The sequence below is a fragment of the Variovorax sp. GW458-11-26-14-LB1 genome (assembly GCF_059423965.1).
Genome location: NZ_JBWKYW010000007.1, coordinates 1 through 26,580 on the forward strand (window position 1 = coordinate 1; position 26,580 = coordinate 26,580).

The following is a 26,580-nucleotide window of genomic DNA, read 5'->3' on the forward strand; positions in this document are numbered from 1 at the left end:
GCCCTTGACAACCACACCCTCCCCCGCCCGCCTCGTGCCGCCCGCCACCTGGGCCCTGATCGCCGCCGCCTGGCTCGTGGTCGGGCTCTTCGTCGCCTTCGGCGACCGCTGGCTGGCCGCGCCGATCAGCCCCGTGGTAGCCGGCTGCGTCTTCCTGGCGCTGTTCGTCACCATCCTGGCCGCCTCGTTCGGCGTGGTGCACGAGGCGGACCACCTGGCGCACCAGCTGGGCGAGCCGTACGGCACGCTGATCCTGACGCTCTCGATCGTGTCGATCGAGGTGATCCTCATCGCCTCGGTGCTGCTGGGCCCGGGCGAGTTTCCGACCATCGGGCGCGACTCGATCTTCGCCGTGATGATGATCATCCTGAACCTCGTCATCGGCATCTGCCTGATCGCGGGCGCGGCCCGCCACGGCGACCAGGAATACAACGCGCAGGGCGCCGGCGCCTACCTGTCGATGATCGTGCTGCTGACCGGCACGGCGCTGGTGCTGCCCAACCACACCTCGGGCACGGGCGAGTTCACGCCGGTGCAGGCGATCGGCATGTCGGTGCTCACCGCCGTGCTGTACGGCGCCTTTCTCTGGATGCAGATGCGCAGCCACCAGCGCTTCTTCATCCAGCCGGCGCCGGGGCGGATGTCGGTGCGGGTGACCGCGCCCTCGCCTGCGGTACAGGCCAGTCACGGCGCCCTGGACAAGCGCGCCGTGGTCGTTCGCTCGCTGCTGTTGCTCGCGATGATCCTGCCCATCGTGCTGCTCGCGCACTACCTCGCGGTGGTCACCGACTACGGCATTGCCGCGGCTGGCGCGCCCGCGGCGGTGGGCGGCGTGCTCATCGCCATCATCGTGTTCACGCCCGAGTCGATCACCGCCGTGCGCGCCGCGATGAACAACGAGATGCAGCGCGCCATCAACCTGTGCCTGGGCGCCTTCGTCTCCACCGTCGGGCTCACGGTGCCTGCCGTGCTGGTCATCGGGCTGGTCACGGGCAAGCAGGTGCTCATGGGCATCTCGGGCGCCGAAACCCTGCTGTTCGCGGTGACGGCGGTGCTGAGCCTGCTGAGCTTCAACGGGCAGCGCACCTCGCCGATCCAGGGGCTCATGCACCTGATGCTGTTTGCGGTGTACGGGATGCTGCTGTTCCTGCCCTGAGGCCGCGCAACCGGGTTACCCCGCGGCCTGCGCCTTCGCAAAGGCAGGCGGACGCCCCGTTGAGGTACCTCACCCTCTCCGGGGCCTCCCCAACCGGCGCCGCGCCCTCTCGCCGCCCTGTGCAGCGGCCTCATTTATCCGCATGCAATCCAATGCAAATATAGTTACCAAAGGTTAATGGAACGAGATTTCAATTGCATCTGAACACCAAAGTAGTAATGTGAACTCGTCACACGTTGTGGTCTCTGGCAAGAAAAATGTATTCCAAACTGTCACTGCCGAGCGCTCCCGTCCGTACCGCGATCTCCCGCGGTGCCTGACATGGTCCATGCACCGGATGCATCCCCATGCGAGCGCACGGCTCCGCCCCCAGCCTCGACGCCAGCCTGGCGGCGGATGCGCTCATGGTGGGACGCATGCGGCTCGTGCTGTCGATCTCGGCCCTGCTGGCGATCACGGTCGACGCCGCCGATAGCCGGCAGCAGGTCCCCGCAGCGGTCTGGCTGGCCTTCTTCGGTTACATCCTTCACAGCCTGCTGATCCACGTCTGCACGGCGATGGGGCGGCCCTACTTCCAGGGCCGAACCATCCACTGGTCCGACGTGCTGTGGTTCACGCTGATCATGGCGGTGACCGACGGCACCCACAGCCTGTTCTTCCTTTTCTACTTCTTCGCCATCCTCACCTCGTCGTTCCGCTGGGGCTTCGAGGAAGGTGCCCGCGTGACGATCGCATCGGTCGCCTCGTTCGCCGCCTGCGGCCTGGCCACGGGCACGGACGACACGCCGCAGCTGCTGATGCGCACCGCCTTCCTGCTGGCGCTCGGGCACATGATCGTGTACTGGGGCGGCTCCAAGCTGGCGCTGCAACGGCGCCTTGCCCTCCTGGGCGAAGTGAGCCAGCTGTCGAACCCGCGCTTCGGCGCCGGACGCACCATCGCCCGCACGATGGAGCGCACGCTGGCCTTCTTCAGGGCCAGCCATTGCATCCTGCTGACGCGCGACCGCGCCACCGGCACCTGGCTGCTGCGCACGCTGCGCGAGGACGACACCTGCGAGCAGGTGAGCATCGAAACCATCGGCCGCCTCGCGGAATCGCCGCTCATGGCCCTGACGGCCGACAGCGTCGTGCTCAGCAACCGCCTGCCCTGGCCGCTGAACCACCTGCGCGCGCAGCACCGTGTCTTCGAAGCGGGCGCCACCGCCTGGCGCAGCGCCGACGAAGCAGGCGCTGCGCACTGCACCACCATCGCCGCCCTGCTGGAGGCGCGGGCCTTCATCAGCGCGCCGCTGCCGATGCGCCTGGGCGAAGGCCGGGTGTTCATCTCGTCGCGCGACGGACGGCTGGGCAAGTCCGACGCGCTGTTTCTTGCCCACCTCATGGAACAGATCTTCCCGGTCATCGAGACCATCGAGGTGCTCGATCGCATGGCCTCCGAAGCCGCGTCGACGGAGCGCCTGAAGATCGCGCTCGACCTGCACGACACCGCCATCCAGCCCTACATCGGCCTGCGCATGGGCCTGTGCGCGCTGCGCAAGCGGGCCGCTGCCGACAACCCGCTGCGCGAAGACCTGGACAAGCTCGCGGACGTGGCCGACGGCGTGATCGCCGACCTGCGCCGCTACGCCGGCGAAGTCAGGCACGGTGCGAACGACGACCCCGGCGGGCTGGTGCGGCCCCACCTGGAGCGCCAGGCCGCGCGGATCAAGGGCCTGTACGGCATCGACATCGACATCGTGATGGCCGTCGACGGCCCGCTGCACCTGGACGACCGCGTGACCGCGGAGCTGCTGCAGATGGTCAGCGAAGGGCTGAACAACATCTGCAAGCACACCCATGCGCGCCACGGCAGCGTGCGCATCGATTGCAAGAACGGCCAGCTGGCGTTGTGCATCGAGAACGACGCCTGCCAGGAAAGCTTCACCGCCTTCCACCCCCGCTCTCTCACCGAGCGCGCCGCGGCCCTGGGCGGCCAGGCGCATGTCGACCGATGCGCAAACGGCGGCACGGCGGTACGGATCGAAATCCCGATCTGACCACCCGCCGCAGACACAGGAAGGAGTCCGTCATGCAAACCCTCGACCATCCCGACCATCCCATTGCCGTGCTGCTCGTGGACGACCACAAGACCATGCTGTGGGGCCTGTCGAAGCTGATCGACGGCGAGCAGCCGCGCATGAAGGTGGTCGGCACGGCCAGCTGTTGCGACGAGGCGGTGGCCACGGCGCAAAGCCTCGCCCCCGACGTCATCGTGCTCGACCTCGACCTGGACGGCCACAGCGCGCTGGACATCCTGCCCCGGCTGCTGACCAACGAGGTGTCGCGCGTGATGGTGCTGACGGCCGAGAAAGAGCAGCGCACGCTCGACCTGGCCATACTGCGCGGCGCGCGCGGCGTGGTGGGCAAGGACGCCTCGGCGCAGCAGCTGCTCGACGCCATCGAGCGCGTGTTCCGTGGCGAGCTGTGCGTCGACGCGCAGACCATGGGCCGCGTCTTCTCCGAACTCACGTCGGCCAGGAAGCCGCCGAAGGCCGACCCCGACACGGCGCGCCAGGCCACGCTGACGCACAAGGAGCGCGAGATCATCCGCATCGTCGCGACGGGCTGCGGCGCTTCCAACAAGGCGCTCGCCGAGCGTGCCTTCGTCACCGAGCACACGCTGCGCAACCACCTGTGCGCGATCTACCAGAAGCTGGGCGTCACGAACCGGCTCGAGCTGTACATCTACGCGATCAAGCACCAGCTCGACGCGCTGGCGTCCTGATCCGTCCGCTGCAGCGGCGCGCCGCTTGCGCGCCCTCTCACAGCTGCCCGGCCAGCATCGGCCCGATCATCCGGATCACGCGGATCGCCGCCGGCGTGAGGATCACGAGCGAGATGCACGGGAAGATGCACAGCACCAGCGGCAGCAGCATCTTGGTCGGCACCTTCGCCGCCAGCTCCTCGGCGCGCACCTGGCGCTTGTGGCGCAGGTCGTCCGAGAACACGCGCAGCGACTCCCCGATGCTGGTGCCGAAGCGGTCCGCCTGGGTCAGCATGGTGGCGAAGGTGCCTATCTCTTCCACGCCGGTGCGCAGCGCCAGGTTGCGCAGCGACTTCTCGCGCGTGCCGCCGGCGCGCATTTCCAGGTTGGTCCAGTGCAGCTCCTGCGCGAGCGCCTGGCTCTTGATCTGGATTTCCTCGGTGACCTTCGCCAGCCCGGCGTCCAGCCCGAGCCCCGCCTCCACGCACACCAGCATGAGGTCGGCGGCATCGGGAAAGTTCTCGAAGATCTCGCGACGCCGCGCGCGGATACGCAGGCGCAGCACCAGGTTGGGCAGGTAGCAGCCCGCCAGCGCCGCCAGCGCGAGCCACAGCAGCATCGTCATGCCACCCTCCGACCCTGCCGCGCGCAGCACGAGGAACGCGAGCGCCGCGAAGCCCAGCGGCAGCAGCGTCTTCAGGCCGAAATAGAGGAGGTACGCATCCGGGTGGCGGATGCCGGCGTTCAGGAAACGCACGCGCAGCGGCGACAGATCGGCGTCGCCGGTCGGCGACGACAGCTGCGCGAACGGACCGACCAGCTTGACGGCGGTCTCGGTCCAGGACGACTTGCCGGCCGGCTGCGCCACCGCCTGCAGCCGCTGCGCGGCGCGCGTCGGGGACAACCACACCGCCAGGCCGATAACGGCCAGCGACACGGACAGGAACACCAGGATGGGAAACAGCATGGCCATGGCGCTTCTCCTTCAGACGTGGATCTTCACGATCTTGCGCAGGAGCACGATGCCCACCAGCATCAGCACCAGCATGTATTGCAGCACCGTCTGGCCGATCGGGTCGGTCCACAGTGGCGCCATGAATTCGGGATTGAAGATGTTCATGAGCGCCGCCAGGGCGAACGGCATGACGCCCAGGATCCAGGCCGACAGCCGCCCCTCGGACGACAGCACCCGCACCCGCGCGAGCAGCTTGAAGCGCTCCCGGATGAGCCGGCTCAGGTTGCCCAGCACCTCGGTCAGGTTGCCGCCCGAGTCGCGCTGGATCAGCACCGACACCACGAAGTAGCGCAGGTCGGTGAGCGGCACGCGCTCGCTGAGGTTGGTCAGCGCCTGCTGCAGCGAGACGCCGAAATTCACCTCGTCGGCCACCAGGCGGAACTCGCTGGCGATCGGCTCAGGCATTTCCTCGCCGATCATCTGCACGCCGCTGGCAAAGGAATGGCCCGCGCGCAGGGCGCGCGTCACCAGGTCCAGCGCGTCCGGCAGCTGCTTTTCGAGGCGCTCCAGCCGCTGGCTGCGCTGATGCTGCAGGTACAGGACCGGAAGCACTGCCGCCACGGCCCCGGCCAGCAGCGCCAGCCACACGGGCTGGTGCGCCAACCACACGGCGCAGAACGCGAACACACCAAGCACACCGCAGGCCAGCAGGAAGCTCGACACCGTCCAGTCCAGCCCCGCCTGCAAGATGAAACGGTCCAGCCGGTGCGCGCGCGGCAGCGCCAGCAACTGGCGCTGCATCCAGGGTACGTCGCTGAGCATGCGCTCCTTCGCGAGATGGGCCTGCGGCGTGCGGTCGACCGCGGCGGACATCGCCTGCAGTCGCTTCTCGATCTTGCGTGCGTCGGGCCCCTTGTAGGACCGCCACAGCAGGTAGAACCCCTCGATCATGAGCAGCGCGGTCACGAAGACCAGCACCGCGACCGTGATCAGCGTGTCACCACCCAGGTTGTCGAACATGGCGCGCTCCTATTCGTAGTGCTTTTCGGGATCGAAGATGGTGTCGGGCAGCAGCACGCCGTACGCATGCAGCCGCTCCATGAACTTCGGCCGGACACCGGTCGCGTGGAAATGGCCGCGCACCTGACCGTCGGGACCCATGCCCGTCTGGTGGAAGGTGAAGATCTCCTGCATGGTGACGATCTCGCCCTCCATGCCGGTGATCTCCTGGATGCTGGTGACCTTGCGCCGCCCGTCGATCAGCCGCAGCACCTGGACCACCACCGTGATCGCCGAGGCGATCTGCTGGCGCACGGTGCGGTGGGGCAGGTTCAGGTTGGCCATGCCGATCATGTTTTCCAGCCGGGCCAGCGCATCGCGCGGCGAGTTGGCGTGGATGGTGGTGAGCGAGCCTTCGTGGCCGGTGTTCATGGCCTGCAGCATGTCGACCGCCTCGGCGCCGCGCACCTCGCCAATCACGATGCGGTCGGGCCGCATGCGCAGCGCATTGCGCACCAGCGCACGCTGCGTGATCTCGCCCTTGCCTTCGATGTTCGTCGGCCGCGTCTCCATGCGCGCAACGTGCGGCTGCTGCAGCTGGAGTTCGGCCGCATCCTCGATGGTGATGATGCGTTCGGACTCCGGAATGAAGCCCGAGAGAATGTTCAGCAGCGTGGTCTTCCCTGCCCCGGTGCCGCCCGAGATCAGCATGTTGACCTTGGCCTGGGCCAGGCCTTCGAGCATCTGCGCCATCGGCGGCGTGAGCGACTTGAGATCGTTCACGAGGTTGTTCATGCGCAGCGGGATCTTCGCGAAACGGCGGATCGACATCATCGGCCCGTCCAGCGCCACCGGCGCAATGACGGCGTTGACCCGTGAACCGTCGGGCAGCCGCGCATCGACCATCGGGCTGGACTCGTCGATGCGGCGCCCGACCAGCGAGACGATCTTGTCGATGATCCGCAGCAGGTGCTTCTCGTCGGTGAAGCTCACGTTGGTCAGCTCCAGCCGGCCCCGCCGCTCCACGTAGATGCTGGTGGGCGAGTTGACCAGGATGTCCGACACAGTCGGGTCGGCCATCAGCAGCTCAATGGGGCCGAAGCCCAGCATCTCGTGCTGGATGTCGCGGATCAGCGTGCGCCGCTCGATGTCGTTGAGCGCCTCGGGCTCTTCCTGCAGCAGCCGCCCGACCATGGTCGAAATTTCCTGCCGCAGGGCGTCTGGCTGGAGGGTTTCGAGCGCCGCCAGGTCGAAGCGATCCAGCAGCTTCAGGTGCATGCGCTCCTTCAGCAGCTTGTAGGTGTCCGAGGCGAAAGGCGACGTGGTCAGCTCGAGGACCGGCCCTGCTGGCCCCGCCGGCCGCGCGCCCGCATCGCTGTCGATCGCATTGAGTTGGTCCCTGAATGACATGTTGGCACCTCCGCCTGGGTATTGATGGGAATCCGCCCTGTCTCAGGCACGGCGGAACAGCCGCCCCATGAAGCCGGGCGTCGCCTCCGGCCGCGGGCTGAGCGTGTGGGCGATCTCGTCGAGGCGCTTGGCGAGTGCGCTGCCGCGCGACATCTCCGCCAGCGGCACGCCGCGGTTGATGGACGCATCGACATCCTTGCCGCCGTCCGGCACCGTCGTGAATGTCGCGCCGGGCAGCGACCGGCGCATGTCCGACAGGCCGATCTCGCCGCCGCCGGTGCTGCGGTTCACCAGCAGTTCGACCTTGCCGGCCGCGTAGCCGAGCGACTTGAACACCTGCATCAGGCGCGTCACGTTGCGGATGTGCGGCAGGCTGGTCTGCATCACGGGAAAGATGCGCTCCGCGCGGTCGAGCACGCGCAGCGTGAGCGTGTCGATGCGCGGGCCGAGGTCGAAGATCACGAAGTCGTACTGTGCAAGTGCCACCTGCAGGATGGCGTCGATGTGCTCGGCCTTGACGTCCATTGCGCGCGCCAGATCCTCCGGCGCGGGCAGGATGCTGTAGGTCGGCGACACGCGCACCACGCTCGCTGCGAGCAGCGAGGCGTCGAGGCGCCCGATGTCGCGCGCCACGTCGGCCATCGTCGCGGTCGGGCGCAGGTCGCTCACATACGACAGCGCATCGCCGAACTGCAGGTTCAGGTCGATCAGCAGCACCGAGCGCTCGCGCGACAGCTGGTGCGCGATGTTGGTCGCGAGAAAGGTCGCGCCGCTGCCGCCCTTGCAGGGCATGAACGCCACCACCCGCCCAGGGCTGCGCGCCTGCGAACCGGCCATTTTGAGCGCGATGCGATCGACGGCGGCCTCGAGTGCGACGGTGTCGGCGGGCGACGGCAGCACCTCGCGCACGCCCGCGCGCATCGCGTGGATCAGGAACTCGGGCGTCTGCATCGCGCACAGCAGCACCACCGCCACCGCCGGATGCCGCAAGGTCAGGGCCTCCACCAGCGAGAGCTCCTGCGGGTCGCAGCACATGCCGTCGACCAGCAGCAGGTCGGGTGCGACCTTGTCGACGACCGCCTGCATCCGGCTCTTGCCGCCTTCGAAGAGCGACACGGCATGGCCGCGCGGCTCCAGCACCTTGCGCATGTCCTGCAGGTGGTTCGGATTGGGGGAAACGATGGCGATCTTCATGGTCGTGTCCGGTGTGCTGCTAGGAACAAATGGCCGCGCTGTGCGGGTCTTGCCGCATGACCTCGCGGGGCAGGAAGGTGGAGAACCCCGGCATCGGGATGAGCGGCGCGGCGGCCCCCACGATCGGGGAGATCCATTGGTAGTTGAGGCCGGTGATGCTCACGGTGACACCCTGGCAGGTGCTCGCCGTGCAACCCGAGGGAACCCAGGCCACGCTCACTGTCTGCACCTGCGGCAACAAGGCCCGCATCCTGGCGAGCACGAGGGCCTGCTGCGTGGTGTCGTCGCACACCACCGCATAGCGCGCGCCGGCGCGCGTCGCCTCGTTGGCAGCGTTCCAGGTGAACAGCATTCGGGAGAAGTCCACGATGCCCAACACCAGCATCAGGAAGATCAGCAGACCCAGCGCGAACTCGAGAGTGGTCGCGCCCTTGGCGTGGTGTTTCATGATGGCGCCCTCATGGTGGCGGCGATGTCGCTGAAGACGATGTTGCCGTTGGCGTCGGCGAAATTCACGCCGAACACCGATGGAAACAGCGAGTGGAAGGTGTAGCCGGTGATGCGCACCGTGACCGTGTTGATGATCGGGTCCGCCCCCGCCGATTGCCAGGTGCAGCAGTTGGCGGCCGGCACGTTCGCCAGGCTCAGGCCGCGCGCCAACGGCGCGCCGGTGCCGGCGGTGTTGCCGTACACGACTAGGTTGCGCGCCTGGGTGATGTTCGTGCCGGGCGTCTGGACCGAGAGATAGCGCACCGCGTCACGGGCCGACTTGGTGACCGTGTTGTATTCGTACATGGCACGCCCGAACTCTGTGGTGATGAAGGTCAGCAGCAGCAGCAGCGGCGTGATGAGCGCCAGCTCGATCAGCGCGGCGCCATGCTGGGTGCGATGGGACTTTTTCATGATGTTCACCTCACCAGGACCGGAACCAACGGGCCTGCCGATCCACCGGCCAGCCCGCTCGTGGTGCAAGGGCTGCCGGCGGCTCCCGCATTGCCGAGGAATTCCAGTTGCGTGTCGGTCATCGGAATGCTCAGCGGCTGCAGCATCAGCATGCAGAGGTAGTCGATCACGTGGTTGCCGCCGTCGATGACCGGCACCGTGACGAAGCGACGGTCCATGCCGTACTGCATGTGGCCTCCGGCCACGTTGCCTGGCGTGGCCAGCTTCTGGAAACTGTTGAGCGACAGCCCGGTGATCGACTCGCAGCTGTCCGCGCCCTTCACCTTGGTGCCGGTGTCGGCGCAGGACGCGAAAGCGGCTCGCTTGGTCACGAAGTTCTGGGCGGTCGGGTCTGCGCCACCGCCCGGCGCGCCGGCATAGGCATTGAACTGCGCGGGCCAGTTGAGCGAGGTGTAGGCATAGCCGGTGTAGTCGGGCCGATTCACACTCGGATCGCCGCTGTTCTTGTAGATGCCGAAGCGGTAGTTCCAGGTGTCGGCCACCGAGGTCTGCACGCCGGGGGTGCCGACCGTGTCGCCCACCTTGGCGCCACAGCGGCCGTTGAGCTCGGCTTCGGTTTCCGAGGCGCTGTTGCTGCCGTCGAGGTTGGCCCAGCCGATCTGGCCGCCCGTGGCCGCGTTCTGCGCCATGATGAGCGTCACCCATTCGCCGACGGCAAAACCGTAGTTCGGCGCCGTGCCGCCCGGCTTCGGCTTCGCTGCGACCGGAATGGGGCATGCGGTCTGTGCGCTCGCGCGGGTGGCGACTGCGCTCGCCGCCACACTGCGCGTCGCGGGGTTGCCGACGGTATCGCCCGAGAAGGCGCCCACGGCCTGCATCAGCCACATCTTGATGTTGGGTTGGGTGTGGGTGCACTGCGCATAGCGTGCATTGGCGGACGCGGTGGTGGCCGCGTAGGACGCGTCTCGGAACGTGATATCGGCCGTGGTGAGCTTGCCTTGACCGCTCCAGGTGGCCGACTGCAGGTTCACGTTGTTGGCGTTGCCGGCGGTCTGTCCCGAGCTGCGCGCCCGGTTGATGGCCGTGCTCTCTCCGTTGAGCTCAGCCGCGGCGGCCAGCGCACAGCTGTCCACCGCTGTCTGCAGTTCGGTGCGAGCGACGAAGAGGCGGCCGAAGTCGAGTGCGATGCCCATGAAGCCGAGCAGGAACAGCAGGAACAGCGCGGCCGTGATGATCATCGCGCCACGCTGGCGGCGGGGGGAGCGGCGGGCTTTCATGATCGGACCTCGGTCTGGACGATGAAAAAGAGGACAACGGGCGCGTCACACGCAATTGTTTCCGGCGAAGCAATCGGCCACGCGGGTGAGCACGGCGTCGATGCTCGCCGTGAGCGTCCCCGGTTGCAGCGCGATCACCAGCGCGATGGAAATGACGGCAATGATCAAGGCGTACTCGACCACCTGGGCGCCGTCCTCGTCTGTCAGCAATGACTTGAACATGGTGATGACCTCGTTTCGTTGTGCTGGGAAGTCGCGCAAGGCATCGGGAATTGCGGAAGAAAGCGTGCCTCGAGGAAAAGCCCGCCTTCTTCCGCCCTCCCAACACGCTTCAGACGCAGCCGCCGTTCGTCGAGGTCAGGCAAAGTGCGACCCGACTGATGAAGGTCCCGAAGCTGCCACCGTTGGACGTGAGTCCCTTCAACGCGACAACCAGTGCGATCGAAACGACCGCGATGATCAGTGCGTACTCGACGACCTGAGCGCCTTCTTCGTCGCGCAGCAAGCCGCTCGCAGATTGACCGATGGTCTGGAAAAACTTGTTCATGGCTATTTCCTTTCAAGGTGTGGACTACAGAAAATCAGGTTGAAAAAACAAGGGAGTCGAATGTCATGCGTGTCGTGGCGTTCTCCTTTCCATGAGGAAGCTGTTGCAAAACGGGTCCGCAAGATCGCGGTCTTTCATTTCCCCGAGCCGGCGCCCTGTCCACCGATCTGCCCGCCGATGTTGATGACGTTGACCGCTGGCGGCGGCGTCTTGTAGGACTCCTGGTACTGCACCATCGCCTCGCGCGACGCACGGCCGTCCATGCCTGTGACCGGGTCGCCGTTCTTGCCGGCGTTCGGGTTCAGCGTCATCTTCTTTCTGGCATCGCGCACGGCTTCGCCGAAGCGCGCGTCGTAGTGGGGCGTGACGCTCGAGCAGCCTGCAGCCAGGAGGCATGCGAGCAAAAGGGGTGTCGATCGGATGAACATGGCGGGGCTCCTCACGGGGTTTCGCTGGCCGGGGCGGCCGGGGCCGGGGTGCTGCTTTCGAGGGCGCCGTTGAGGTAGACCTCGGCGCGGCTGGGAAGCACGTGGTTGTCGGTCGGCACGCGCGGCGACTGGGCCAGCGGGCGCACCAGGCGCGGCGTGATGACGAACATCAGCTCGGTCTGCTCGTTCTGGAACTCGGTGCTGCGGAACAGCGCCCCCATCACCGGTACTTCGCCCAGGCCCGGATAGCGCTTGATCGCCTCCGTCGCGTTGCTCTTGATGAGCCCGGCGATGACGAAGCTCTGTCCGTCGTTGAGCTGCACCGTGGTGTCGGCGCGCCGCACCGTGAGCGAAGGCACGACGGACGTCACGCCCCCGACCGTGGTGAAGGGCGAGCCGGTCTGCGACAGGTCCGACACCTCCGACACCATCTTGAGATTGATGCGGTCGCCGTTGAGCACCGTCGGCATGAACTTGACGCCGATGCCGAACTCCTTTTCTTCCAGCGTGATGGTGCTCCCGGTGCCGTTGCCACCGGTTTGCGCCACCGGAATGAAGATCTTGCCGCCCGACAGGAAGCTGGCCTGCTGGCCGCTGATGGCCATGATGTTGGGCTCGGCCAGGATGCGCACCAGACCGTCGTCCTTCTGGCCGTCGATGGTCACCACGCCGCGGCCGATGCGCAGCGCCTCGACCAGGCCGCCGCCCGTGCTCAGGAAATTGGAGATCAGCGAGTAGTTGTGCAGGCCGCCGCCGCTCGTGCGCGAGTAGCCCACGCGCGAACCCAGCCGGTCGAGCAGCGTCTTGCTCACCTCGGCGATCTTCACCTCGAGCATCACCTGCTGGGGCGTCCCCACGCGCAGCAGGTTCACCACCTTCTTGCCGTCGGCGCCGTAGGCCGCGGCCAGGTTCATCACATCGTCCAGCTTCAGCGCGTCGCTGATCTCGCCGGTGAGCACGATGGAGCGCTCGGCGCTGCGCACGCGGATGCGGCGCTCTTCCGGCATCAGCTCGGCCAGCTTGGCCTGCAGCGCCCCGGGATCGATGGTGACGATCACGTCCTTGATGTAGCAGGTGCCGTCGGCGCTTTGCAGCACCACGTTCATCGAGCCGGCCTGGCGGCCGCGGAAGAACAGGTCGGTCGGGCTCAGCAGCGTGACCTCGATGTCACCGACGCCATCGCTGCGGGGCTGGGGGGGCGCCGCCATGGCTGCCGCACCCTGCGGAGCCGCCACCGGCGCGGCCGCCTGGTTCTGAGGCTGGCCGCTGACCACGATGCGCACCACGCGCGCCTTCAACGGAATGACCACCGACTTGCCGAGCACGGCGTAGGTCGGGTCGGAGTCCGGAATGATGGCGGTGCAGCGCCGGCTGGCCGGGGCCGCGGGTGCTGCCGCAACCGTTGCAGCAGCTGCAGCAGGCGCAGGCATGGCGGCGGCCGTGGTGGGGGCGGCTGCCACAACCTCCGCGGCCATGGCGGGGGTCGCCACTGTCGCGAGGGTCGCCAGCAGACGGGCGATGGTTGTTGTGAGTGGGCGCACTTGGTGTTCCTCCTGACGACGATCAGAAACAGGTGAGCGAGCGGCCTGCGTGCTGGATCACTTCCACGCACTCGGAGGCTCGCGGCGTGGCGGGGCCTGCCTGCCGCACCCGCGGGCGGGCCGGGGCTGCCGCGGTGGAGACCGGCACGATGTCCTTCTTCTCGCCGAACAGCTGCCCCTTGGTGATGCCCAGGGTGGCGACCGTGGTCTTGTCCATCTGGTTGCGCAGCACGAGCGACAGGGTGCCCACGCTGCGCGCCAGGTCGAGCTTCTCGGAGTCTTCGAGTGAGAGCTCGAGCGTCACCGCGCTCACGACCTTCGGCTTGGTGTCGTCGCGGTTGGCCTCCTGGGCCACCGCCAGCACCAGCACTTTCTCGAGCACGGTCTTGCTGATCTGCAGCGCGTCTTCGCCGCGCCCTTTGTCCTGCTGGGCGTTGACCATCACGTCGACGTAGTTGCCCGGCAGCGCGAAGCCCGCCACGCCGACCACGTCGTTGACGCGCACCGTCATGGCCCGCTTGCCGCTGGCGATCACCGCCGACAGCCCGCCCTGCGTGCCCACCGGCGCCAGCTTGCCCTCCATGAGCGCTTCGCCGCGCAGCACGCCGACCTTCACCACGCGGTCGTTCAGCGCCTTGATGTCGCTGAAGGAGCCGTTGGGCACCGAGCCGCTGGGCCAGTCGACCGTGGACAGCATCTGCGCATTGACGCGGCTGCCCAGGTCGATGTCGACGGCGGCCACCACGACCTTGTTGGACGCGATGCCGCTTTGTCGCGAGATCCAGCCGGTCGCGTAGACCGCGGCCGCCAGCCCGAACAGCAGGGCCAGAAAGATCAGCCCGATCGCCTTGATGTTCTTCATACGAACCTCCGCCAGGGGTGAAACATGTAGGAGCTAGACAAAGCCCAGCTGGTGCGCCAGCACTTGGACCACCGTGCCCGCCGCGATGCAGACGCCGTAGGGCAACTTGCCCACGGACTGGCCTGCCTGCAGGCGCCCGTCGGGCCGCACGCCTGCGATGCCGGAAATGAGCATCCCCTGCGCCGCGGTCTTGACGTTGCCGAGCATGTGAGCGAGGCGGCGGCGATGGATCGCGAAAGCCAGCGCCGCGACGCCGCCCGCGATGAAAGTGAAGAGCAAGGCCATCAGCGTCTGCTGGGGCCCCAGGAAGGCCCCGGTCATGGCCATCAGCTTGACGTCGCCCGCGCCCATGATCCCGAGCGCATAGAACGGCAGCATCACGACGAAGCCCACGCCCAGACCACCGAATGCGCTCAGCGCGCCCGACGACGGCGTGCGTGCCGCCATCGTTCCGTAGATGAGGGCGAAGCACGCGCCGCCGAAGGTCAGCCAGTTGGGAATGCGATAGAAGCGCCAGTCGCTCACAGCCGCCACGCCGAGCAGCGCGAAGAGCGCCAGCATGCGGATGTCGGTCGCCAGCATCGCGAGCAGTTCGAGAACAGCGTTGAATTCCTGCATGGCGGGCTCCCCGTGTTCAGGCACTGCGCCGCAGGGCGAGCACCAGCAGAAGGACGACGACCATCACCAGCGCACCGATCAGCGCGAACTCCATGAACGACATGCCGGCGTCTTCGCGCAGCAGACTCAGGGCGGTTCTCGGCAGAACTTCGAGCGGTTCCATGCGGTTTCCCCGGTGATCGTGGCCGGCCGAAACCGCTGGCCTTCCCGGCGTGGGAAGAAGCGTTCGGCATGGGGATGACTGTAGGAATCGCACCGCTTTCGCACATGAGCGGAGCGCCCTTTTCTGGGGGAGTCAGGTGTCCCGCGACGGCACGGGGGCGGGCATGACAAAACGCCTACCCCGCAGGGCAGGCGAAAGCGCAGGCGCGCTTCAGATCACCTGCGCGTCGCGCAGCGCCGCGAGCTGTGCCTCGCCCAGGCCCAGCGCGCCATACACCTGGGCGTTGTGCTGCCCCGTGCGCGGCCCCGTGGCGGCCGGGCGCACGCCTTCGCGCCCCACGAAGCGCGGCACGGCCGCCGGCGCGGGCACGGTGCCGAACTGTTCGTCGGGCACGTCGATGAAGGCACCGCGTGCCTGCATGTGCGGATCGGCCAGCAGGTCGGCGATCGAATACACCTTGCTGTAGGGCACGTCTTCGCGGTCCAGCCGCACGGCCAGTTCCGCGAATGGAAGACTGCCGCACCAGTCGGCAATGATGCGGTCCAGCGCCTCGAGGTGACGGATGCGCGCGGCGTTGTCGGCAAAGCGCACGTCGGTGAGCAGGTCTTCTCGGTCGATCGCGCGGCAGATGCGCGCGAAGATCGGCCCGCCCGTGCCCACCAGCGTGAACCACACGCCGTCGGCCGCGCGAAACACGTTGGACGGCGCGGTGTAGGTGGCGCGCGAGCCGGTGCGCTCGCGCACCACGCCGCCGATGCGGTGCTCGGCCGCCAGCGGATCGAGCAGGCGCGACATCGCCTCGGTGGCCGACAGGTCGATCTCGGCGCCCCGCTGCTGCGCGCGCGGCAATGCATTGCGCTCGGCCAACGCGGTGCTGATGGCGAAGGCGCCGAACAACCCGGCCACCACGTCGCCCAGCGGATAGTTCATGTGCTGCGGCGGACCATCGGGCTCGCCGGTCAGGTGCGTGAACCCGCTCATCGCTTCGAAGATGCGGGCAAAACCCGGCCGGCGCGCATACGGGCCGGTCTGGCCGAAGCCCGTGAGGCGCAGCACGATGAGGCGCGGGTTGGCCGCGTGCAGCGTGGCGATGTCCAGGCCCCACGCATCGAGCGTGCCGGTGCGGAAGTTTTCCACCAGCACGTCGAAGCCGGCGATGAGCCGCAGGAACAGCGCACGGCCCTCGGGCTTGCGCACGTCCAGCGAGATGCCCTTCTTGCCGCGGTTCGCGGTCTTCCAGAACAGCGGATGGCCCTCGTGCACCGGCGTGAGCCCGCGCAGCGGATCGCCGCCGCCCGGCAGCTCGAGCTTGACGACGTCGGCGCCCATGTCACCGCACAGCGTGGCCGAGAACGGCGCCGCGAGCACGGTCGCCATGTCGAGGATGCGCACCCCGTGCAGGGGTGCGTGGTCGGCAGGCTGGCCCATCAGTTGCCCTTCAGGTCGACGCGCTTGAGCACCGGGTCCCACAGCTTGCGGTCGGCGGCAATGCGTTGGCCGTAGGCGGGCAACGACGGGTCGAGCGCGGCCGCGCCCAGCTTGGCCAGCTTGTCCTTCACCGCGGGCAAGGCCTTGGCCAATGCCGCCCGCAGCGGACGCATGACGGCATCGGGCGTGCCCTTGGGCGCGACGATGCCCACCCACAGGCCGCTGTCGAAGCCCTGCAGGCCCAACTCGGCGAAGGTGGGCACGTCGGGCGCCGAGGGCGAGCGCGTGCGGCCGGTCTGCGCCAGGATGCGGATCTGCCCGCTGCTCATGTAGGGCAGCGTGCCGCCGAGGTTGTTGCACATCACCGGGATGTGGCCGGCGATCAGGTCGTTCACCGCCGGCGCGTTCCCCTTGTAGGGCACGTGCTGCATCTTGATGGCGGCCTGGTGGTTGATCATTTCGCACACCAGGTGCGACGGCGTGCTCGGGCCGGCGGAGCCGAAGGCGAGTTGCCCCGGCTTGGCCTTGTCGGCGGCGATGAGCTCGGGCAGCTTCTGGTACGGCGTCTTCGCGTTGACCGCGATCACGTTGGGCAGGTCGGCCACCAGGCCCACGGGCACGAAGTCGTCCACCGGGTTCCAGGCGAGGCCCTTGTGCACGTAGGGCAGGAAGATGTTGGTCAGGCCCGCCATGAGCAGCGTGTAGCCGTCGGGCGCGGACTTGGCCACGAGCTCGGAACCGATGAGGCTGCCGGCGCCGGGCTTGTTCTCCACGATGACCGGCTGGCCCAGCGCATGGCCCAGCTCCAGCGCCACCTCGCGCGCCACCAGGTCGGTGCTGCCGCCGGCGGGGAAAGGCACGACCAGCTTCACGGGGCGGTCGGGGAAGGCTGCCATCGCCAGCGAGCCGGCCAGGCCGAATGCAAGGCCGGCAGCCAGGTGCGAAATTTTCTTGATCAAGGACGTCATCGTCAGTCTCCAGTTTCTCTGTGTGTTCAACGTGTCAGTGCGTGAGGAAGCGGCGCCCGAGCGTGGCGCGGTGCAGCTCGGAGGCGCCGTCGTAGATGCGAAACGGCCGCAGCTCGCGCACGATGAGGGCGATGGGCGCGTCTTCCGACATGCCCAGCGCACCGCACATCTGCGCCGCGCGGCCGGCCACGCGATTCAGGGCCTCGGACACAAAGACCTTCGTCATCGCCGACTCGGTCTTCACCGACAAGCCTTCGTCCATGCGGCGCGCGCAGTCCAGGCTCATGAGCCGGCTGGCATGCAGGTCGATGTGGCAGTCGGCCACCATCGCCTGGACCTGCTGCAGGTCGGCCAGCCGATCGCCGAAGGACGTGCGCTCGCCCACGTAGGCCTGCGCGATCTCGAGCGCACGCCGCGCGCGGCCCATGAGCCGCAGGCAGTGCGACACCCGCGCAGGCTCCAGCCGCTGCTGCGCCGCCACGAAGCCCGAGCCCACTTCGCCCAGCACCGCGCCGGCGCCCACGCGGCAGGCCGTGAAGCGCAGCTCGCCATGGCCGCCGACGGCGAAGGGGTCGATGGCACGGATGGCGCGCACCAGCGAAAGGCCCGGGTGGTCCATGTCCACGATGAACTGCGTGGGCCCCTCGTCCGTCTGCGCCAGCACGATGCAGAAGGCCGCGCCCACCGCGCCGGTGATGAACCACTTGTGGCCGTCGATGACCCACCCGTCACCTTCGCGCCGCGCGGTGGTGCGCAGCATCGACGGATCGGAGCCCGCGCCAGGCGCCGGCTCGGTCATCGCGAAGCACGAGCGGATGCGGCCCTCGGCCAAGGGCCGCAGGTAGCGCTGCTGCTGCGCGGGCGTGCCCTGGCGCAGCAGGCTGATCATGTTGGGCTGGTCGGGCGCCGCGCAGTTCAGCGCGGCCGGGCCCAGGTAGCTGCGGCCGGCCTCCTCGAACACCGCCGCGCATTCGACCCACGACAGGCCCAGCCCGCCCTCCTCCACCGGCATCTGCGGCAGGTACAGGCCCCGCTCGCGCGCGACCGGGCGCAGCTGCGACAGCGCCGCGTCCATCGCCCGCGGGTCGTGCACGTGGGCGTTCGATTCGAGCGGGATGCAATGCCGCTCGACGAAGTCGCGCACCCGTGCCACGAGGTCCGTGCGCACGTTCATCGCGCGCCCGCCTCGCGCAGCGCCAGCTTGGCGATGTTGAGCTGGTGGATCTGGCTCGTGCCCTCGTACAGGCGGAACAGGCGCACGTCGCGGTAGTAGCGCTCGATGGGACTGAAGTCGGCCACGTAGCCCGAGCCGCCGAACATCTGCACCGCGCGATCGGCCACGCGGCCGCACATCTCCGACGCGAAGTACTTGCACATCGAGGCCGACAGGGCCACGTCCTCGCCGCGATCGCGCGCCCGTGCCGCCTCGAGGATCATCGCGCGCGCCGCGTAGATCTCGGTACGGCTGTCGGCGATCATGGCCTGCACCAGCTGGAAGTCGGCCACGGCCTGGCCGAACTGATGGCGACCACTCGTGTGGGCCATGGCCAGGTCCAGCATGCGGATGGCCGGGCCCGTGCACAGCGCCGCCAGGTGCAGGCGCTGCTTGTTGAGCACCTTCATCACCGTCTGGAAGCCCATGCCCTCGCGCCCGCCGATGAGCTGGTCGGCGTGCACGCGGCATTCGTCGAAATGCACGTCCGACACGAACGAGCCGGCCTGGCCCATCATGCGGTAGGGCGCGCCTGTGGTCAGGCCCGGCCCGCGCTCGACCAGGAACGCCGACACGCCCTTGCTGCCCTTCGAGCCGTCTTCGGTGCGGGCGATGACCGTGAACACATCGGCCACCGGTGCGTTGGTGATGAAGCGCTTGCTGCCGTTGAGCACGTAGTGGTCGCCCTCGCGGCGCGCCGTGGTCTGCACGTTGCTCGCCTCCGAGCCCGCCTCGGGCTCCGTGAGCGCCAGGCAGCCGGTGAGTTCGCCCGTCGCCATGCGCGGCAGCCAGCGCTGCTTCTGCGCCTCGGTGCCGTCGGCCACCAGCGCTTCGGAGCCGATGCCCGTGTTGGTGCCCACGCGGGCGCGCAGCGCCACCGACGACTGCGACAGCTCCATCGCGCACAGCACCAGCTCCTCGGTCGTCAGGCCCAGGCCGCCGTACGCCTCGGGAATGCTCCAGCCGAAGTAGCCCTTGCGCCGCAGTTCGTCGACCACGTCGGGCGGGATGTCGTTGTCGCGGCTGACCTGGTCTTCCAGCGGATGCCAGCGTTCGCGAACGAAGGCGCGGATGTCGGCCCGCAGGGCCTCGAAGTGGGGGATGTCTCGGATCATGGTGGCCGCGACTGTAGGAAGCAGGTCCACAATTGCCGGCACTGAATTTCAATCATTGAAACTGCGATTCACTCCCATGCCCCGCCCTGTCCAGAATCGCCGCCAGCCCATGAAGCATTCCGACGACCTGCGCCGGGTGCGGGACGAAGACCCGTACATCGCCGGCACCCTGGCCAAGGGCCTGCTCATCCTGCAGACCTTCGTGGGCGACCCGCGCGCGCACGCCAACAGCGAGTTCGCCGCCAAGCTGGGCCTGTCGCGCCCCACCGTCTCGCGCCTGTGCCGCACCCTGCTGACCATGGGTTTCCTGGACCACGACGAACGCCTGGACCGCTACTTCATCGGCCCCGCCGCCGTGGCGCTGTGCTACCCCTACGTCATCAACACGCCCATGCTGGCCCTGCTGCGCCCGGCCATGCAGCAGCTGGCCGACCGCATCGAGGGCGCGGTGTCGGTCGGCGTGACCAGCGACCTCGACGTGGTCTACCTGGAAACGTGTGCCCACGAGGGCGGCACCTTGAAGCGCCCCGGCGTGGGCGCCGTGCGCGGCATCGTCGAAACCGCGATGGGCCGTGCGTGGCTGGCGCAGTTGCCTGCGGGCGAGCGCCAGGAGTTCCTCGCCCGCGTGAAGCACGAGCGGCCCGACGAGCACGCGCGTTGCCTCGAAGGCGTGCGCGAGAGCGTGGCGCACTACGGCAAGCGCGGCTTCGCCATCAACCTAGGCGATTCAGGCTTCGGCGTGCTCGCCGCGGGCGCCGCCGCACGCATCCGCTACGGGCCGCGCCGGCTGCTGTTCAACTGCGCGGTGCCAGGGTTTCGCTGGAAGAAGGCGCAGCTGCTGGACACCATCGGGCCGGGGTTGATGCAGCTGGTGGAGGCGGCGGATCGGCAGTCGGGGTTGCGGTGAGGGGGCGTGGATTGCGGGACCGTGTGAAAGTACCCGAGAACTTCTTCCCCACCCTCGCTTCGCCCTGACCTTTTGCGCGGCCTACACCCAGCCATTTCGCGAGCAGACCACCTTCTTTGCGCTGGGCGCGGTCCGTAGTGTGTGGGTGATCCTCGCGCTGGAGCACTGCTCGGTGACGACCGTGCTGTTTCCGTTGGCCCGGGGGCGTGGCTGGCTGTCAGCCACGCGCGCGCCGGTAATGCATGGCGACCGCGCCGTTGCCGAGCGGCTTCGCCGAGACCAGCTCCAGCCGTCGCGTGTGAGGCAGCCCGCCCTGGTACAGGGTCGGGCCGTGGCCGGCGATCCTGGGGTGAACGAGGAACCTGTACTCGTCGATCAGATCCAGCCGGTCCAGCGCGGTCGCGAGCTTGCCGCTACCGAGGAGCACGCCGGCCGGGGTCGCGTCCTTGAGCTCTTGCACGCCCGAGCGCAAGTCGCCGGCGAGGTGGTGGCTGTGGCTCCACGGAAAGTCCGTTCGCGTCGACGACACGACGTACTTCGGCTTGATCTCCAGCTTGGCCGCCCATTCGCGCACCGCTGGCGGCGCCTGCACATCGCCGCGGGCGACCGCCGGCCAGTAGCTCTCCATCATCTCGTAGGTGGTGCGGCCCCACAGCATCGCCCCACCCTCGTCCATGAGGCGGGTGAAGAAGGCGTGCGTCTCGTCGTCGGCGATGCCCTCCTGGTGGTCGACGCAGCCGTCCAGGGTGACGTTGAGGCTGAAGGTCAGAAGTCCCATGCGAGTCTCCTCCGGGTTGGGCGGCCTGCTGCTTTCGGAGCGCGGGGCGGCACCGTGAATGACCGTTCGTGGCCGCATGCAGGCCGCGCCAGACGGTAGCCGATGCCTCGCCAAAGAGGAAGCACAGAAACGCAAGTGACGACGGGCAGCGAGGCTCGGGCTTGCCGTCCTTGACCCGGCGCCACACCTTCACGGCATGGCGTCGAGACAGATGCGCATCGCACATCACTCGCGCACGAGCCGGACCCCGAGGGGCATGGGCTGCGCCTCGCAAGAGATATCTCCCCCACCTCCCAGCACCCATCCGCCGATCCATGCGCGGGCCTCCCGCGTCGCGGGGCCAGCGGTGCAGACGGTGGAGGACCGATACCCCTCGCGCAGCGGCTGCGTGCCGGACGCCGGGAAATCGGCGGCGGGGATGTCCAGCTTCTTGAACCAGCGCTCGGCGAGGCTGTTCACCTCCTTGATGGTGGGCAGGCGCCAACCCGGTTGTGTGCTGGCGTGCTGCAGGGCTTGCACATAGCGGTAGCGCTGGGCCGTCCCGGTGCAGCGCTGGCCGTTCCATACCTGCGGCTCGTCGCAGCGGCGCCACGCCAGGCCGGTGTGGCGGTCTTCGACCACGCCGCCGGGCACGCCGCGCTCGTCAGGCACTTCGCGCCAGCGTCCGGTCTCGGGCACTTCGGGGCCGCGCACCAGGCGAATGAACAACGGCTGCGGCTTTCTCTCCATCCTGCGGTTGCAGCTGTAGACGAACCCGAGCTTGAAGCTCACGCACCAGATGCGGGTCTGGTCGTCCGGCTCGGAGCTCAGGTAGTTGCCCGGCATGGTGTTGGGCAGCCATCGCGCATCGACGGCGGCCTGCTCGGCGGGCCATCGCCCCGTCCGTTCGTTGATCAGCTCCCCCAGATCGATCAGGCCGTACAGCTCGGCCACCGTGGGCAGACGCCAATCGGTGAAGCCGCACAGGCGCATCGCGTTCACCTGCGCCACATAGGCCATGGCATCGCCCGGCCGCCCGTCGCCGTAGTAGGAATAGGCGTCGGTGTTGGCCCGGCTGCCGGGCGCTGGCTCATTGTGCGGACCGTAGGTGTCGATCAGCTTGCCGGTGCCCGGCGGACCGGCCTGTGTCCTCATCCACGCCAGCTTGCCGCTGTCGGGCTTGCCCTCCCAGACCAGTCCAGACACCCGGTCGCGCACGCACGAGGTCAAGGGTTGGCCGGCCACCGCCTCGTAGTCGGGAGGGCCCGCGCGCAACATGCCGTCCTGCTTGGGGATCAAGGCCAGCGGTCCCGCGTCCGTGCACGACTGAGGGGCGGATCTGCCGTTTTGCTGCAAGCCCAGGCACGTGCGCGCGCCGGTGGGCGGTACCTTCACTGTGGTCGGTCCGGCCGTGGCCGGTGGCGACTGCGCAGCGGCGGGCGCGGCGGCCAGCCCCAGCAGGACGACCGCTGCGGCTGCCGCGCGAACCGCCACTGCGGGCGCGCGGATCGTGGTGGTGTGGAAACGGATTCGCGTGCTACCCAAGCAAACGTCCCTCAGCTGCTGCGAGCGTCTTCAACATCGTCGGTTCAACCGTCCCCCGGCGAACGGCCGGTCGTCGCCGATGGTACCCAGTCGCACGGCTCTCTCGAGTGCCGGCCATCCGTCCTTGCCGCGCCCGCTCACGAGGCCATGGCGCCCCTCACTCTTTCTTCAGTTCCATCTGCCGCGCCACCTGCCCGAACCGCACCAGGTCCGACCGCGCCCGCTCCGTCGCCTCGCTGGGCGAGCTACCGATGGGCATCCACCCCGCATCGATCAACCTCTTGCGCGTCTCGGGCCGAGCCATGCCCTGGACGATCACCGCGTTGAGCTTGTCGACGATCGCCTGCGGCGTGCCCTTCGGTGCCGCCAGCCCAAACCATCCCGAGGTCACGAAGCCCGGCAACCCCGCCTCCTGCGCCGTGGGCACGCCGGGCAGCGATTCGCTGCGCTCGCGCGTGGTGACGAACAGCGCGCGCACCTTGCCGGCCTGCACGTTCGCAACCTGCGCGGCGGCGTTGTCGATCATGGCGTCGATGTGGCCGCCGAGCAGGTCGGCGATGGCGCCGGTGCCGCCCTTGTAGGGAACGACGTTGGCCGAGATGCCGGCCGCCTTCATGAACATCATCTGCGTCAGGTGGGCCTGCGTGCCCACGCCTGCATTCGCGAACGAGATCTTTCCCGGATTCGCCTTGGCATGGGCGATGAATTCCTTGAGGGTGCGTGCGGGAAAGTCCGGCCTTGTCACGACCACGAAGGGAATGTCGACCAGGATCGTGATGGGCGCCAGGTCTTCCACCGGCTTGTACTTCAGGTCGTACAGGTAGGGATTGACGGCCATCGTTCCGCTGGCCACGAGCACCAGCGTGTGCCCGTCCGGGTTGGCGCGCACGGCCTGCTGCAGCGCCATCGATCCACCGGCGCCCGGCTTCGCGTCGACGATGACCGGCTGGCCGAGCGCCTTGGCCATGAGGTCGGCGATCTGGCGCGTCATGGCGTCGGTGGCGCCGCCAGCCGCGTAAGGAAAGACGATGGTGATCGGCTTGCTGGGGTAGCCTGAGCCGGCTGCACGCGCCGCGGTGGCGAGCGATGCCGCACACAGGGACACGGCAGCATTCAGCACGAAGGTTCGGCGATGGATCGTCATGCAGGCATCTCAACGTATCTGAGCGGAAGAAGCAAGGATGCAGCCTGTTCGGCGACGCGCATCAACGCGGGCACCATGTCGGGCTGATACCAGTGTTCCTGATGCAGGAGGTTCAGGGAACCGATCGTGCGGCCGTCGTGCCGGATCGGCACATTGATGGCAGACCGGCAGCCCAGCGCGTCGATCAGCGCATGGTCCGGGAACGCGCGGCGGCAGTCTTCCTGATCAACGCAGATGCGCGCCCGACCGCCCTGCACCACCTCGCGAAAGAAATCGTTGTCGTGGTGCAGTGGCTTGGTGCCGCCGCACGGATAGGCCACCGGGTCACTCGTGTACAGGCGCCGGGACGCGGCAAGGCCGGGGTCGATCGCCAGCACGGTGAACAGCCGGTGCCCCGGAAACCGTTGCAGCGCGTGGTCCAGGGCCTCGAAGGAGGCCGGCTCGATGGCACTCACTGCGCAATGCCCAGCCGATCGATGATGGGCCCCCAGGCGGCCGACTCGCGCTGCGTGAACTTCAAGACATCGGCCGGGGTCGACTTGACGCCGATCAGCATCTGGCCGGCCAGGCGTTCCTTCATCTCGGGCGTGTCCAGGGCCTTGTTGATCTCGGCGTTGAGCCGCGCGACCGCGTCGCCGGGTGCGCCTGCGCGCGCCACCAGGGAGTACCAGCCGGGCACTTCCATGTCGATGCCCAGCTCCTTGAACGTGGGCACGTCGGGCAGTTGCGGCAGTCGCCGCTCGCCGGTCACCGCCAGCGGCACCAGCTTGCCGCTCTTGACCAGCGGCACGACGCCGACGGGGACGGTCGTCATCACCGGCGTGTCGCCCGCCATCACGCTGGTCAGCGCGTTGGGGCCACCTGCGCCGCTGATGGGCACGTGCTGCATCTGGATGCCGGTGCGCGACTTCAGCAGCTCGCTCGCAAGATGGGTGGAGTTACCGATGCCGGCGGATGCAAAGCTGAGCCGCTGCGGCTCTGCCTTGGCCATCTTGATGAGGTCGGGCAGTGTTTTCACGCCCAGGCTCGGCGCCACGACGGTCACGAACGGCGTGTTGGCAATGACGGCGACACCGGTGAAGTCGCGGGCCGGCTGGTGCCCCAGCGACTTGTACAGGTGCGGGTTCCACGACATGTTCGAGACGCCGGCCAGGAACAGTGTGTAGCCGTCCGCAGGCTGCGAGAGCACATAGGCCGCGGCCAGCGTGCCGTTGGCGCCGGGGCGGTTCTCCACCACGACGCTCTGCCCGATGCTCTTGGCGAGCACGTCGGCCAGCGTGCGCGCCAGCGTGTCCGGCCCCGAGCCAGCCGGCTGCGGGACCACGACCTTGATCGGCTTCGAAGGAAAGCCCTGCGCGAAGGCGGGTGCGGCGAGCAGCGAAGCTGCAACGGCCAACGCGGAAAGCATGGTGCGACGGGTGGTCATGATGAAGTCAAGGTCGGTGGTTGCGAAAGGTGTGAGCGGTATCAACCGACGGTGGCGTAGTCGAGCGACTTGGGCGTGGCGGTGAGCACACGCGGCGTCGCGCCCACCACGACCGTGTCGTCGATGCGAAAGCCCCCCACGCCGTAGACGTACAGGCCGGGCTCGGCCGAATAGACCTCGTTGTCGCGCAGCGGGCGCTGGCTGAAGGCCATGTCCTCCGGGTACTCGTGGTGCACGATGCCGATGGCGTGGCCCGTGCGGTGGCGGATGCAGTCGGCAAAGCCGGCGCGCTCGATCACGGCCTGCGCCGCGGCGTCGATCGCGCACACGGGCCGGCCTGTCACGGCCGCGCCGATGGCCGCATCGGTCGCGTCGCGCGCGGCCGTCCACAGCGCCTTCTTCTGGTCGTCGGGGCGCCCGCAGAACCAGGTGCGCTCGTTCTCGATCGTCAGGCCGTTGAGCCGGGGAATCACGATGTTGACCAGCACGTCGCCTTCGCGGATGCGCGCGCCGCAGGAGGCACCGTCGCCGTGCGGCGAGGCCGACGCCGGGCCGCTGAGCGTCCAGCAGCGCACGACCTCGAACTGCTCGCCGGGAAAACGCTCGGCGGCCTCCTGCACGAACAGGCTGGCCATGGCGCAGTCCATCTCCTGCACCAGGCGCCCGGGCTTGATCGCTTCGCGGTAGCGGTCCTGCAGCCAGTCCGTCAGCCCGGCCATGGCCTGCATGACGGCCAGCTCCTCGGCGTGCTTCTGCCAGCGCAGGCTGCGCACTTCCGCGGTGGCGACGCGCACGTCCAGGTCGGGCAGCAGGCGCTGCACGGCCGCCATCACGCCGCTGCCGGCATCCAGCGCGATGCGCGAGCGGCGCAGGCCGGCGCGGCTCAGGCGCTCGGCGAGGATCTCGGGGAGCTGCGACACGAGCGGCAGGCGGTTGCTCACCATCGGATGCTCGGCATAGAACGTCACGTCCGTGATCCACACCTTGTGCGCTTCCATCGAGAAGCGCATGTGGTTCGTCGACAGCTCGTTCATGACCAGGAAGCCCTCGCCCTGGCGCGGCACGACCGCGAAGATCGGCCGCTCCCAGGGCTGCACGTCGGTGTGGAAGTTGGTGGCGAACTGAAAGAAATCCGCGGTGGTGAACACCAGCGCATCGACGGCGAGTTCGTCCATCAACCGGACCATCTGGTCGTGGCGGTACCGCCAGACGGCTTGCGTCAGCTTGGGCATGTGTCGTTTCCTTGAAGGGGCCGGAGGCATCCGGCGGGTTGTCTGAACA

28 protein-coding genes are annotated in these 26,580 nt (G+C 68.3%); 4 read left to right on the plus strand and 24 right to left on the minus strand.

The genetic code is table 11. From position 1 onward, the window contains the following. Positions 1-4: 4 nt before the first annotated feature. From AC07YS_RS07020 to AC07YS_RS07030, 3 genes are all read left to right on the plus strand, one after another. Complete coding sequence (locus AC07YS_RS07020; RefSeq protein ID WP_495267743.1) at positions 5-1,156, plus strand: calcium:cation antiporter; 1,152 nt, start codon at positions 5-7, stop codon at positions 1,154-1,156. Positions 1,157-1,503: 347 nt separating this feature from the next. Continuing rightward, positions 1,504-3,192 (plus strand): sensor histidine kinase, encoded by a 1,689-nt coding sequence (locus AC07YS_RS07025; protein WP_495267744.1) that lies wholly within the window; start codon positions 1,504-1,506, stop codon positions 3,190-3,192. 32 nt (positions 3,193-3,224) lie between these two features. Then, positions 3,225-3,920, plus strand: coding sequence for a response regulator (locus tag AC07YS_RS07030; RefSeq protein WP_070061157.1), 696 nt, complete (start codon positions 3,225-3,227; stop codon positions 3,918-3,920). A 37-nt stretch (positions 3,921-3,957) separates the two neighbouring features. On the opposite strand, the gene AC07YS_RS07035 is transcribed toward AC07YS_RS07030, so the two are convergent. The 18 genes from AC07YS_RS07035 to AC07YS_RS07120 form a co-directional block, all read right to left on the minus strand. Beyond that, positions 3,958-4,872, minus strand: coding sequence for a type II secretion system F family protein (locus AC07YS_RS07035; protein ID WP_159271410.1), 915 nt, complete (start codon positions 4,870-4,872; stop codon positions 3,958-3,960). Between the two features lie 12 nt (positions 4,873-4,884). Further along, the gene (locus tag AC07YS_RS07040; protein ID WP_307585236.1) at positions 4,885-5,874 is read right to left on the minus strand and encodes a type II secretion system F family protein; all 990 of its coding nucleotides are present in this window, start codon (positions 5,872-5,874) and stop codon (positions 4,885-4,887) included. A 9-nt stretch (positions 5,875-5,883) separates the two neighbouring features. Beyond that, positions 5,884-7,263 (minus strand): TadA family conjugal transfer-associated ATPase, encoded by a 1,380-nt coding sequence (locus AC07YS_RS07045; protein ID WP_495267745.1) that lies wholly within the window; start codon positions 7,261-7,263, stop codon positions 5,884-5,886. A 42-nt stretch (positions 7,264-7,305) separates the two neighbouring features. Beyond that, positions 7,306-8,457 carry a CpaE/TadZ family protein gene (locus AC07YS_RS07050; protein WP_495267746.1) on the minus strand — a complete coding sequence of 384 codons (1,152 nt, stop codon included), beginning with the start codon at positions 8,455-8,457 and terminating at the stop codon, positions 7,306-7,308. Between the two features lie 19 nt (positions 8,458-8,476). Beyond that, positions 8,477-8,905 (minus strand): TadE/TadG family type IV pilus assembly protein, encoded by a 429-nt coding sequence (locus tag AC07YS_RS07055; RefSeq protein ID WP_159271407.1) that lies wholly within the window; start codon positions 8,903-8,905, stop codon positions 8,477-8,479. Next, positions 8,902-9,360 carry a TadE/TadG family type IV pilus assembly protein gene (locus tag AC07YS_RS07060; RefSeq protein WP_492684166.1) on the minus strand — a complete coding sequence of 153 codons (459 nt, stop codon included), beginning with the start codon at positions 9,358-9,360 and terminating at the stop codon, positions 8,902-8,904. Before AC07YS_RS07060 ends, AC07YS_RS07055 begins: the two co-directional genes overlap by 4 nt. Positions 9,361-9,365: 5 nt before the next feature. Next, entirely contained in the window at positions 9,366-10,637 is a 1,272-nt protein-coding gene (locus AC07YS_RS07065; RefSeq protein ID WP_492735038.1) for a pilus assembly protein TadG-related protein, read from the minus strand. A gap of 45 nt (positions 10,638-10,682) precedes the next feature. Next, entirely contained in the window at positions 10,683-10,859 is a 177-nt protein-coding gene (locus AC07YS_RS07070; protein WP_159271404.1) for a Flp family type IVb pilin, read from the minus strand. Between the two features lie 109 nt (positions 10,860-10,968). Then, complete coding sequence (locus AC07YS_RS07075) at positions 10,969-11,184, minus strand: Flp family type IVb pilin (protein WP_159271403.1); 216 nt, start codon at positions 11,182-11,184, stop codon at positions 10,969-10,971. A 134-nt stretch (positions 11,185-11,318) separates the two neighbouring features. Beyond that, positions 11,319-11,612 (minus strand): hypothetical protein, encoded by a 294-nt coding sequence (locus tag AC07YS_RS07080; RefSeq protein ID WP_307585245.1) that lies wholly within the window; start codon positions 11,610-11,612, stop codon positions 11,319-11,321. A gap of 11 nt (positions 11,613-11,623) precedes the next feature. After that, on the minus strand, positions 11,624-13,087 hold the full coding sequence (locus tag AC07YS_RS07085; RefSeq protein WP_370869523.1) for a type II and III secretion system protein family protein: 1,464 nt from the start codon (positions 13,085-13,087) through the stop codon (positions 11,624-11,626). 88 nt (positions 13,088-13,175) lie between these two features. Beyond that, positions 13,176-14,015, minus strand: coding sequence for a Flp pilus assembly protein CpaB (gene cpaB / locus AC07YS_RS07090; RefSeq protein ID WP_492735040.1), 840 nt, complete (start codon positions 14,013-14,015; stop codon positions 13,176-13,178). Between the two features lie 33 nt (positions 14,016-14,048). Then, positions 14,049-14,633: an A24 family peptidase gene (locus AC07YS_RS07095; RefSeq protein ID WP_159271400.1), complete on the minus strand. Its 585-nt coding sequence runs from the start codon at positions 14,631-14,633 to the stop codon at positions 14,049-14,051. A 16-nt stretch (positions 14,634-14,649) separates the two neighbouring features. Beyond that, on the minus strand, positions 14,650-14,796 hold the full coding sequence (locus AC07YS_RS07100; RefSeq protein WP_174254357.1) for a hypothetical protein: 147 nt from the start codon (positions 14,794-14,796) through the stop codon (positions 14,650-14,652). A gap of 210 nt (positions 14,797-15,006) precedes the next feature. Beyond that, positions 15,007-16,224, minus strand: coding sequence for a CaiB/BaiF CoA transferase family protein (locus tag AC07YS_RS07105; RefSeq protein ID WP_495267747.1), 1,218 nt, complete (start codon positions 16,222-16,224; stop codon positions 15,007-15,009). Continuing rightward, positions 16,224-17,192 (minus strand): Bug family tripartite tricarboxylate transporter substrate binding protein, encoded by a 969-nt coding sequence (locus tag AC07YS_RS07110; protein WP_495267748.1) that lies wholly within the window; start codon positions 17,190-17,192, stop codon positions 16,224-16,226. Before AC07YS_RS07110 ends, AC07YS_RS07105 begins: the two co-directional genes overlap by 1 nt. Positions 17,193-17,226: 34 nt before the next feature. Continuing rightward, positions 17,227-18,366 carry an acyl-CoA dehydrogenase family protein gene (locus tag AC07YS_RS07115; RefSeq protein WP_495267749.1) on the minus strand — a complete coding sequence of 380 codons (1,140 nt, stop codon included), beginning with the start codon at positions 18,364-18,366 and terminating at the stop codon, positions 17,227-17,229. After that, complete coding sequence (locus tag AC07YS_RS07120; RefSeq protein ID WP_495267750.1) at positions 18,363-19,520, minus strand: acyl-CoA dehydrogenase family protein; 1,158 nt, start codon at positions 19,518-19,520, stop codon at positions 18,363-18,365. Before AC07YS_RS07120 ends, AC07YS_RS07115 begins: the two co-directional genes overlap by 4 nt. Before the next feature lie 109 nt (positions 19,521-19,629). On the opposite strand from AC07YS_RS07120, the gene AC07YS_RS07125 reads away from it, so the two are divergent. After that, positions 19,630-20,427: an IclR family transcriptional regulator gene (locus AC07YS_RS07125; protein WP_235944061.1), complete on the plus strand. Its 798-nt coding sequence runs from the start codon at positions 19,630-19,632 to the stop codon at positions 20,425-20,427. Between the two features lie 217 nt (positions 20,428-20,644). Here AC07YS_RS07125 and AC07YS_RS07130 read toward each other — a convergent pair whose 3' ends face one another. From AC07YS_RS07130 to AC07YS_RS07155, 6 genes are all read right to left on the minus strand, one after another. Further along, the gene (locus tag AC07YS_RS07130) at positions 20,645-21,205 is read right to left on the minus strand and encodes a dihydrofolate reductase family protein (protein ID WP_495267751.1); all 561 of its coding nucleotides are present in this window, start codon (positions 21,203-21,205) and stop codon (positions 20,645-20,647) included. 225 nt (positions 21,206-21,430) lie between these two features. Continuing rightward, positions 21,431-22,729: an Lcl C-terminal domain-containing protein gene (locus tag AC07YS_RS07135; RefSeq protein WP_495267752.1), complete on the minus strand. Its 1,299-nt coding sequence runs from the start codon at positions 22,727-22,729 to the stop codon at positions 21,431-21,433. A 157-nt stretch (positions 22,730-22,886) separates the two neighbouring features. Beyond that, positions 22,887-23,873, minus strand: coding sequence for a Bug family tripartite tricarboxylate transporter substrate binding protein (locus AC07YS_RS07140; RefSeq protein ID WP_495267753.1), 987 nt, complete (start codon positions 23,871-23,873; stop codon positions 22,887-22,889). After that, the gene (locus AC07YS_RS07145; protein WP_495267754.1) at positions 23,870-24,328 is read right to left on the minus strand and encodes a GAF domain-containing protein; all 459 of its coding nucleotides are present in this window, start codon (positions 24,326-24,328) and stop codon (positions 23,870-23,872) included. The genes AC07YS_RS07140 and AC07YS_RS07145 overlap by 4 nt, the downstream gene beginning before the upstream one ends. Beyond that, positions 24,325-25,299: a Bug family tripartite tricarboxylate transporter substrate binding protein gene (locus tag AC07YS_RS07150; protein ID WP_495267755.1), complete on the minus strand. Its 975-nt coding sequence runs from the start codon at positions 25,297-25,299 to the stop codon at positions 24,325-24,327. The genes AC07YS_RS07145 and AC07YS_RS07150 overlap by 4 nt, the downstream gene beginning before the upstream one ends. A 41-nt stretch (positions 25,300-25,340) precedes the next feature. Next, positions 25,341-26,531: a M24 family metallopeptidase gene (locus AC07YS_RS07155; RefSeq protein ID WP_495267756.1), complete on the minus strand. Its 1,191-nt coding sequence runs from the start codon at positions 26,529-26,531 to the stop codon at positions 25,341-25,343. Positions 26,532-26,580 lie beyond the last annotated feature (49 nt).

Coding starts and splice junctions, on each gene's coding strand:
- AC07YS_RS07025 (WP_495267744.1), top strand. CDS start 1,504: ATGCGAGCGCACGGCTCCGCCCCCAGCCTCGACGCCAGCCTGGCGGCG.
- AC07YS_RS07030 (WP_070061157.1), top strand. CDS start 3,225: ATGCAAACCCTCGACCATCCCGACCATCCCATTGCCGTGCTGCTCGTG.
- AC07YS_RS07035 (WP_159271410.1), bottom strand. CDS start 4,872: ATGGCCATGCTGTTTCCCATCCTGGTGTTCCTGTCCGTGTCGCTGGCC.
- AC07YS_RS07040 (WP_307585236.1), bottom strand. CDS start 5,874: ATGTTCGACAACCTGGGTGGTGACACGCTGATCACGGTCGCGGTGCTG.
- AC07YS_RS07045 (WP_495267745.1), bottom strand. CDS start 7,263: ATGTCATTCAGGGACCAACTCAATGCGATCGACAGCGATGCGGGCGCG.
- AC07YS_RS07050 (WP_495267746.1), bottom strand. CDS start 8,457: ATGAAGATCGCCATCGTTTCCCCCAATCCGAACCACCTGCAGGACATG.
- AC07YS_RS07055 (WP_159271407.1), bottom strand. CDS start 8,905: ATGAAACACCACGCCAAGGGCGCGACCACTCTCGAGTTCGCGCTGGGT.
- AC07YS_RS07060 (WP_492684166.1), bottom strand. CDS start 9,360: ATGAAAAAGTCCCATCGCACCCAGCATGGCGCCGCGCTGATCGAGCTG.
- AC07YS_RS07065 (WP_492735038.1), bottom strand. CDS start 10,637: ATGAAAGCCCGCCGCTCCCCCCGCCGCCAGCGTGGCGCGATGATCATC.
- AC07YS_RS07070 (WP_159271404.1), bottom strand. CDS start 10,859: ATGTTCAAGTCATTGCTGACAGACGAGGACGGCGCCCAGGTGGTCGAG.
- AC07YS_RS07075 (WP_159271403.1), bottom strand. CDS start 11,184: ATGAACAAGTTTTTCCAGACCATCGGTCAATCTGCGAGCGGCTTGCTG.
- AC07YS_RS07080 (WP_307585245.1), bottom strand. CDS start 11,612: ATGTTCATCCGATCGACACCCCTTTTGCTCGCATGCCTCCTGGCTGCA.
- AC07YS_RS07085 (WP_370869523.1), bottom strand. CDS start 13,087: ATGGCCGCGGAGGTTGTGGCAGCCGCCCCCACCACGGCCGCCGCCATG.
- cpaB (WP_492735040.1), bottom strand. CDS start 14,015: ATGAAGAACATCAAGGCGATCGGGCTGATCTTTCTGGCCCTGCTGTTC.
- AC07YS_RS07095 (WP_159271400.1), bottom strand. CDS start 14,633: ATGCAGGAATTCAACGCTGTTCTCGAACTGCTCGCGATGCTGGCGACC.
- AC07YS_RS07100 (WP_174254357.1), bottom strand. CDS start 14,796: ATGGAACCGCTCGAAGTTCTGCCGAGAACCGCCCTGAGTCTGCTGCGC.
- AC07YS_RS07105 (WP_495267747.1), bottom strand. CDS start 16,224: ATGGGCCAGCCTGCCGACCACGCACCCCTGCACGGGGTGCGCATCCTC.
- AC07YS_RS07110 (WP_495267748.1), bottom strand. CDS start 17,192: ATGACGTCCTTGATCAAGAAAATTTCGCACCTGGCTGCCGGCCTTGCA.
- AC07YS_RS07115 (WP_495267749.1), bottom strand. CDS start 18,366: ATGAACGTGCGCACGGACCTCGTGGCACGGGTGCGCGACTTCGTCGAG.
- AC07YS_RS07120 (WP_495267750.1), bottom strand. CDS start 19,520: ATGATCCGAGACATCCCCCACTTCGAGGCCCTGCGGGCCGACATCCGC.
- AC07YS_RS07125 (WP_235944061.1), top strand. CDS start 19,630: ATGAAGCATTCCGACGACCTGCGCCGGGTGCGGGACGAAGACCCGTAC.
- AC07YS_RS07130 (WP_495267751.1), bottom strand. CDS start 21,205: ATGGGACTTCTGACCTTCAGCCTCAACGTCACCCTGGACGGCTGCGTC.
- AC07YS_RS07140 (WP_495267753.1), bottom strand. CDS start 23,873: ATGACGATCCATCGCCGAACCTTCGTGCTGAATGCTGCCGTGTCCCTG.
- AC07YS_RS07150 (WP_495267755.1), bottom strand. CDS start 25,299: ATGACCACCCGTCGCACCATGCTTTCCGCGTTGGCCGTTGCAGCTTCG.
- AC07YS_RS07155 (WP_495267756.1), bottom strand. CDS start 26,531: ATGCCCAAGCTGACGCAAGCCGTCTGGCGGTACCGCCACGACCAGATG.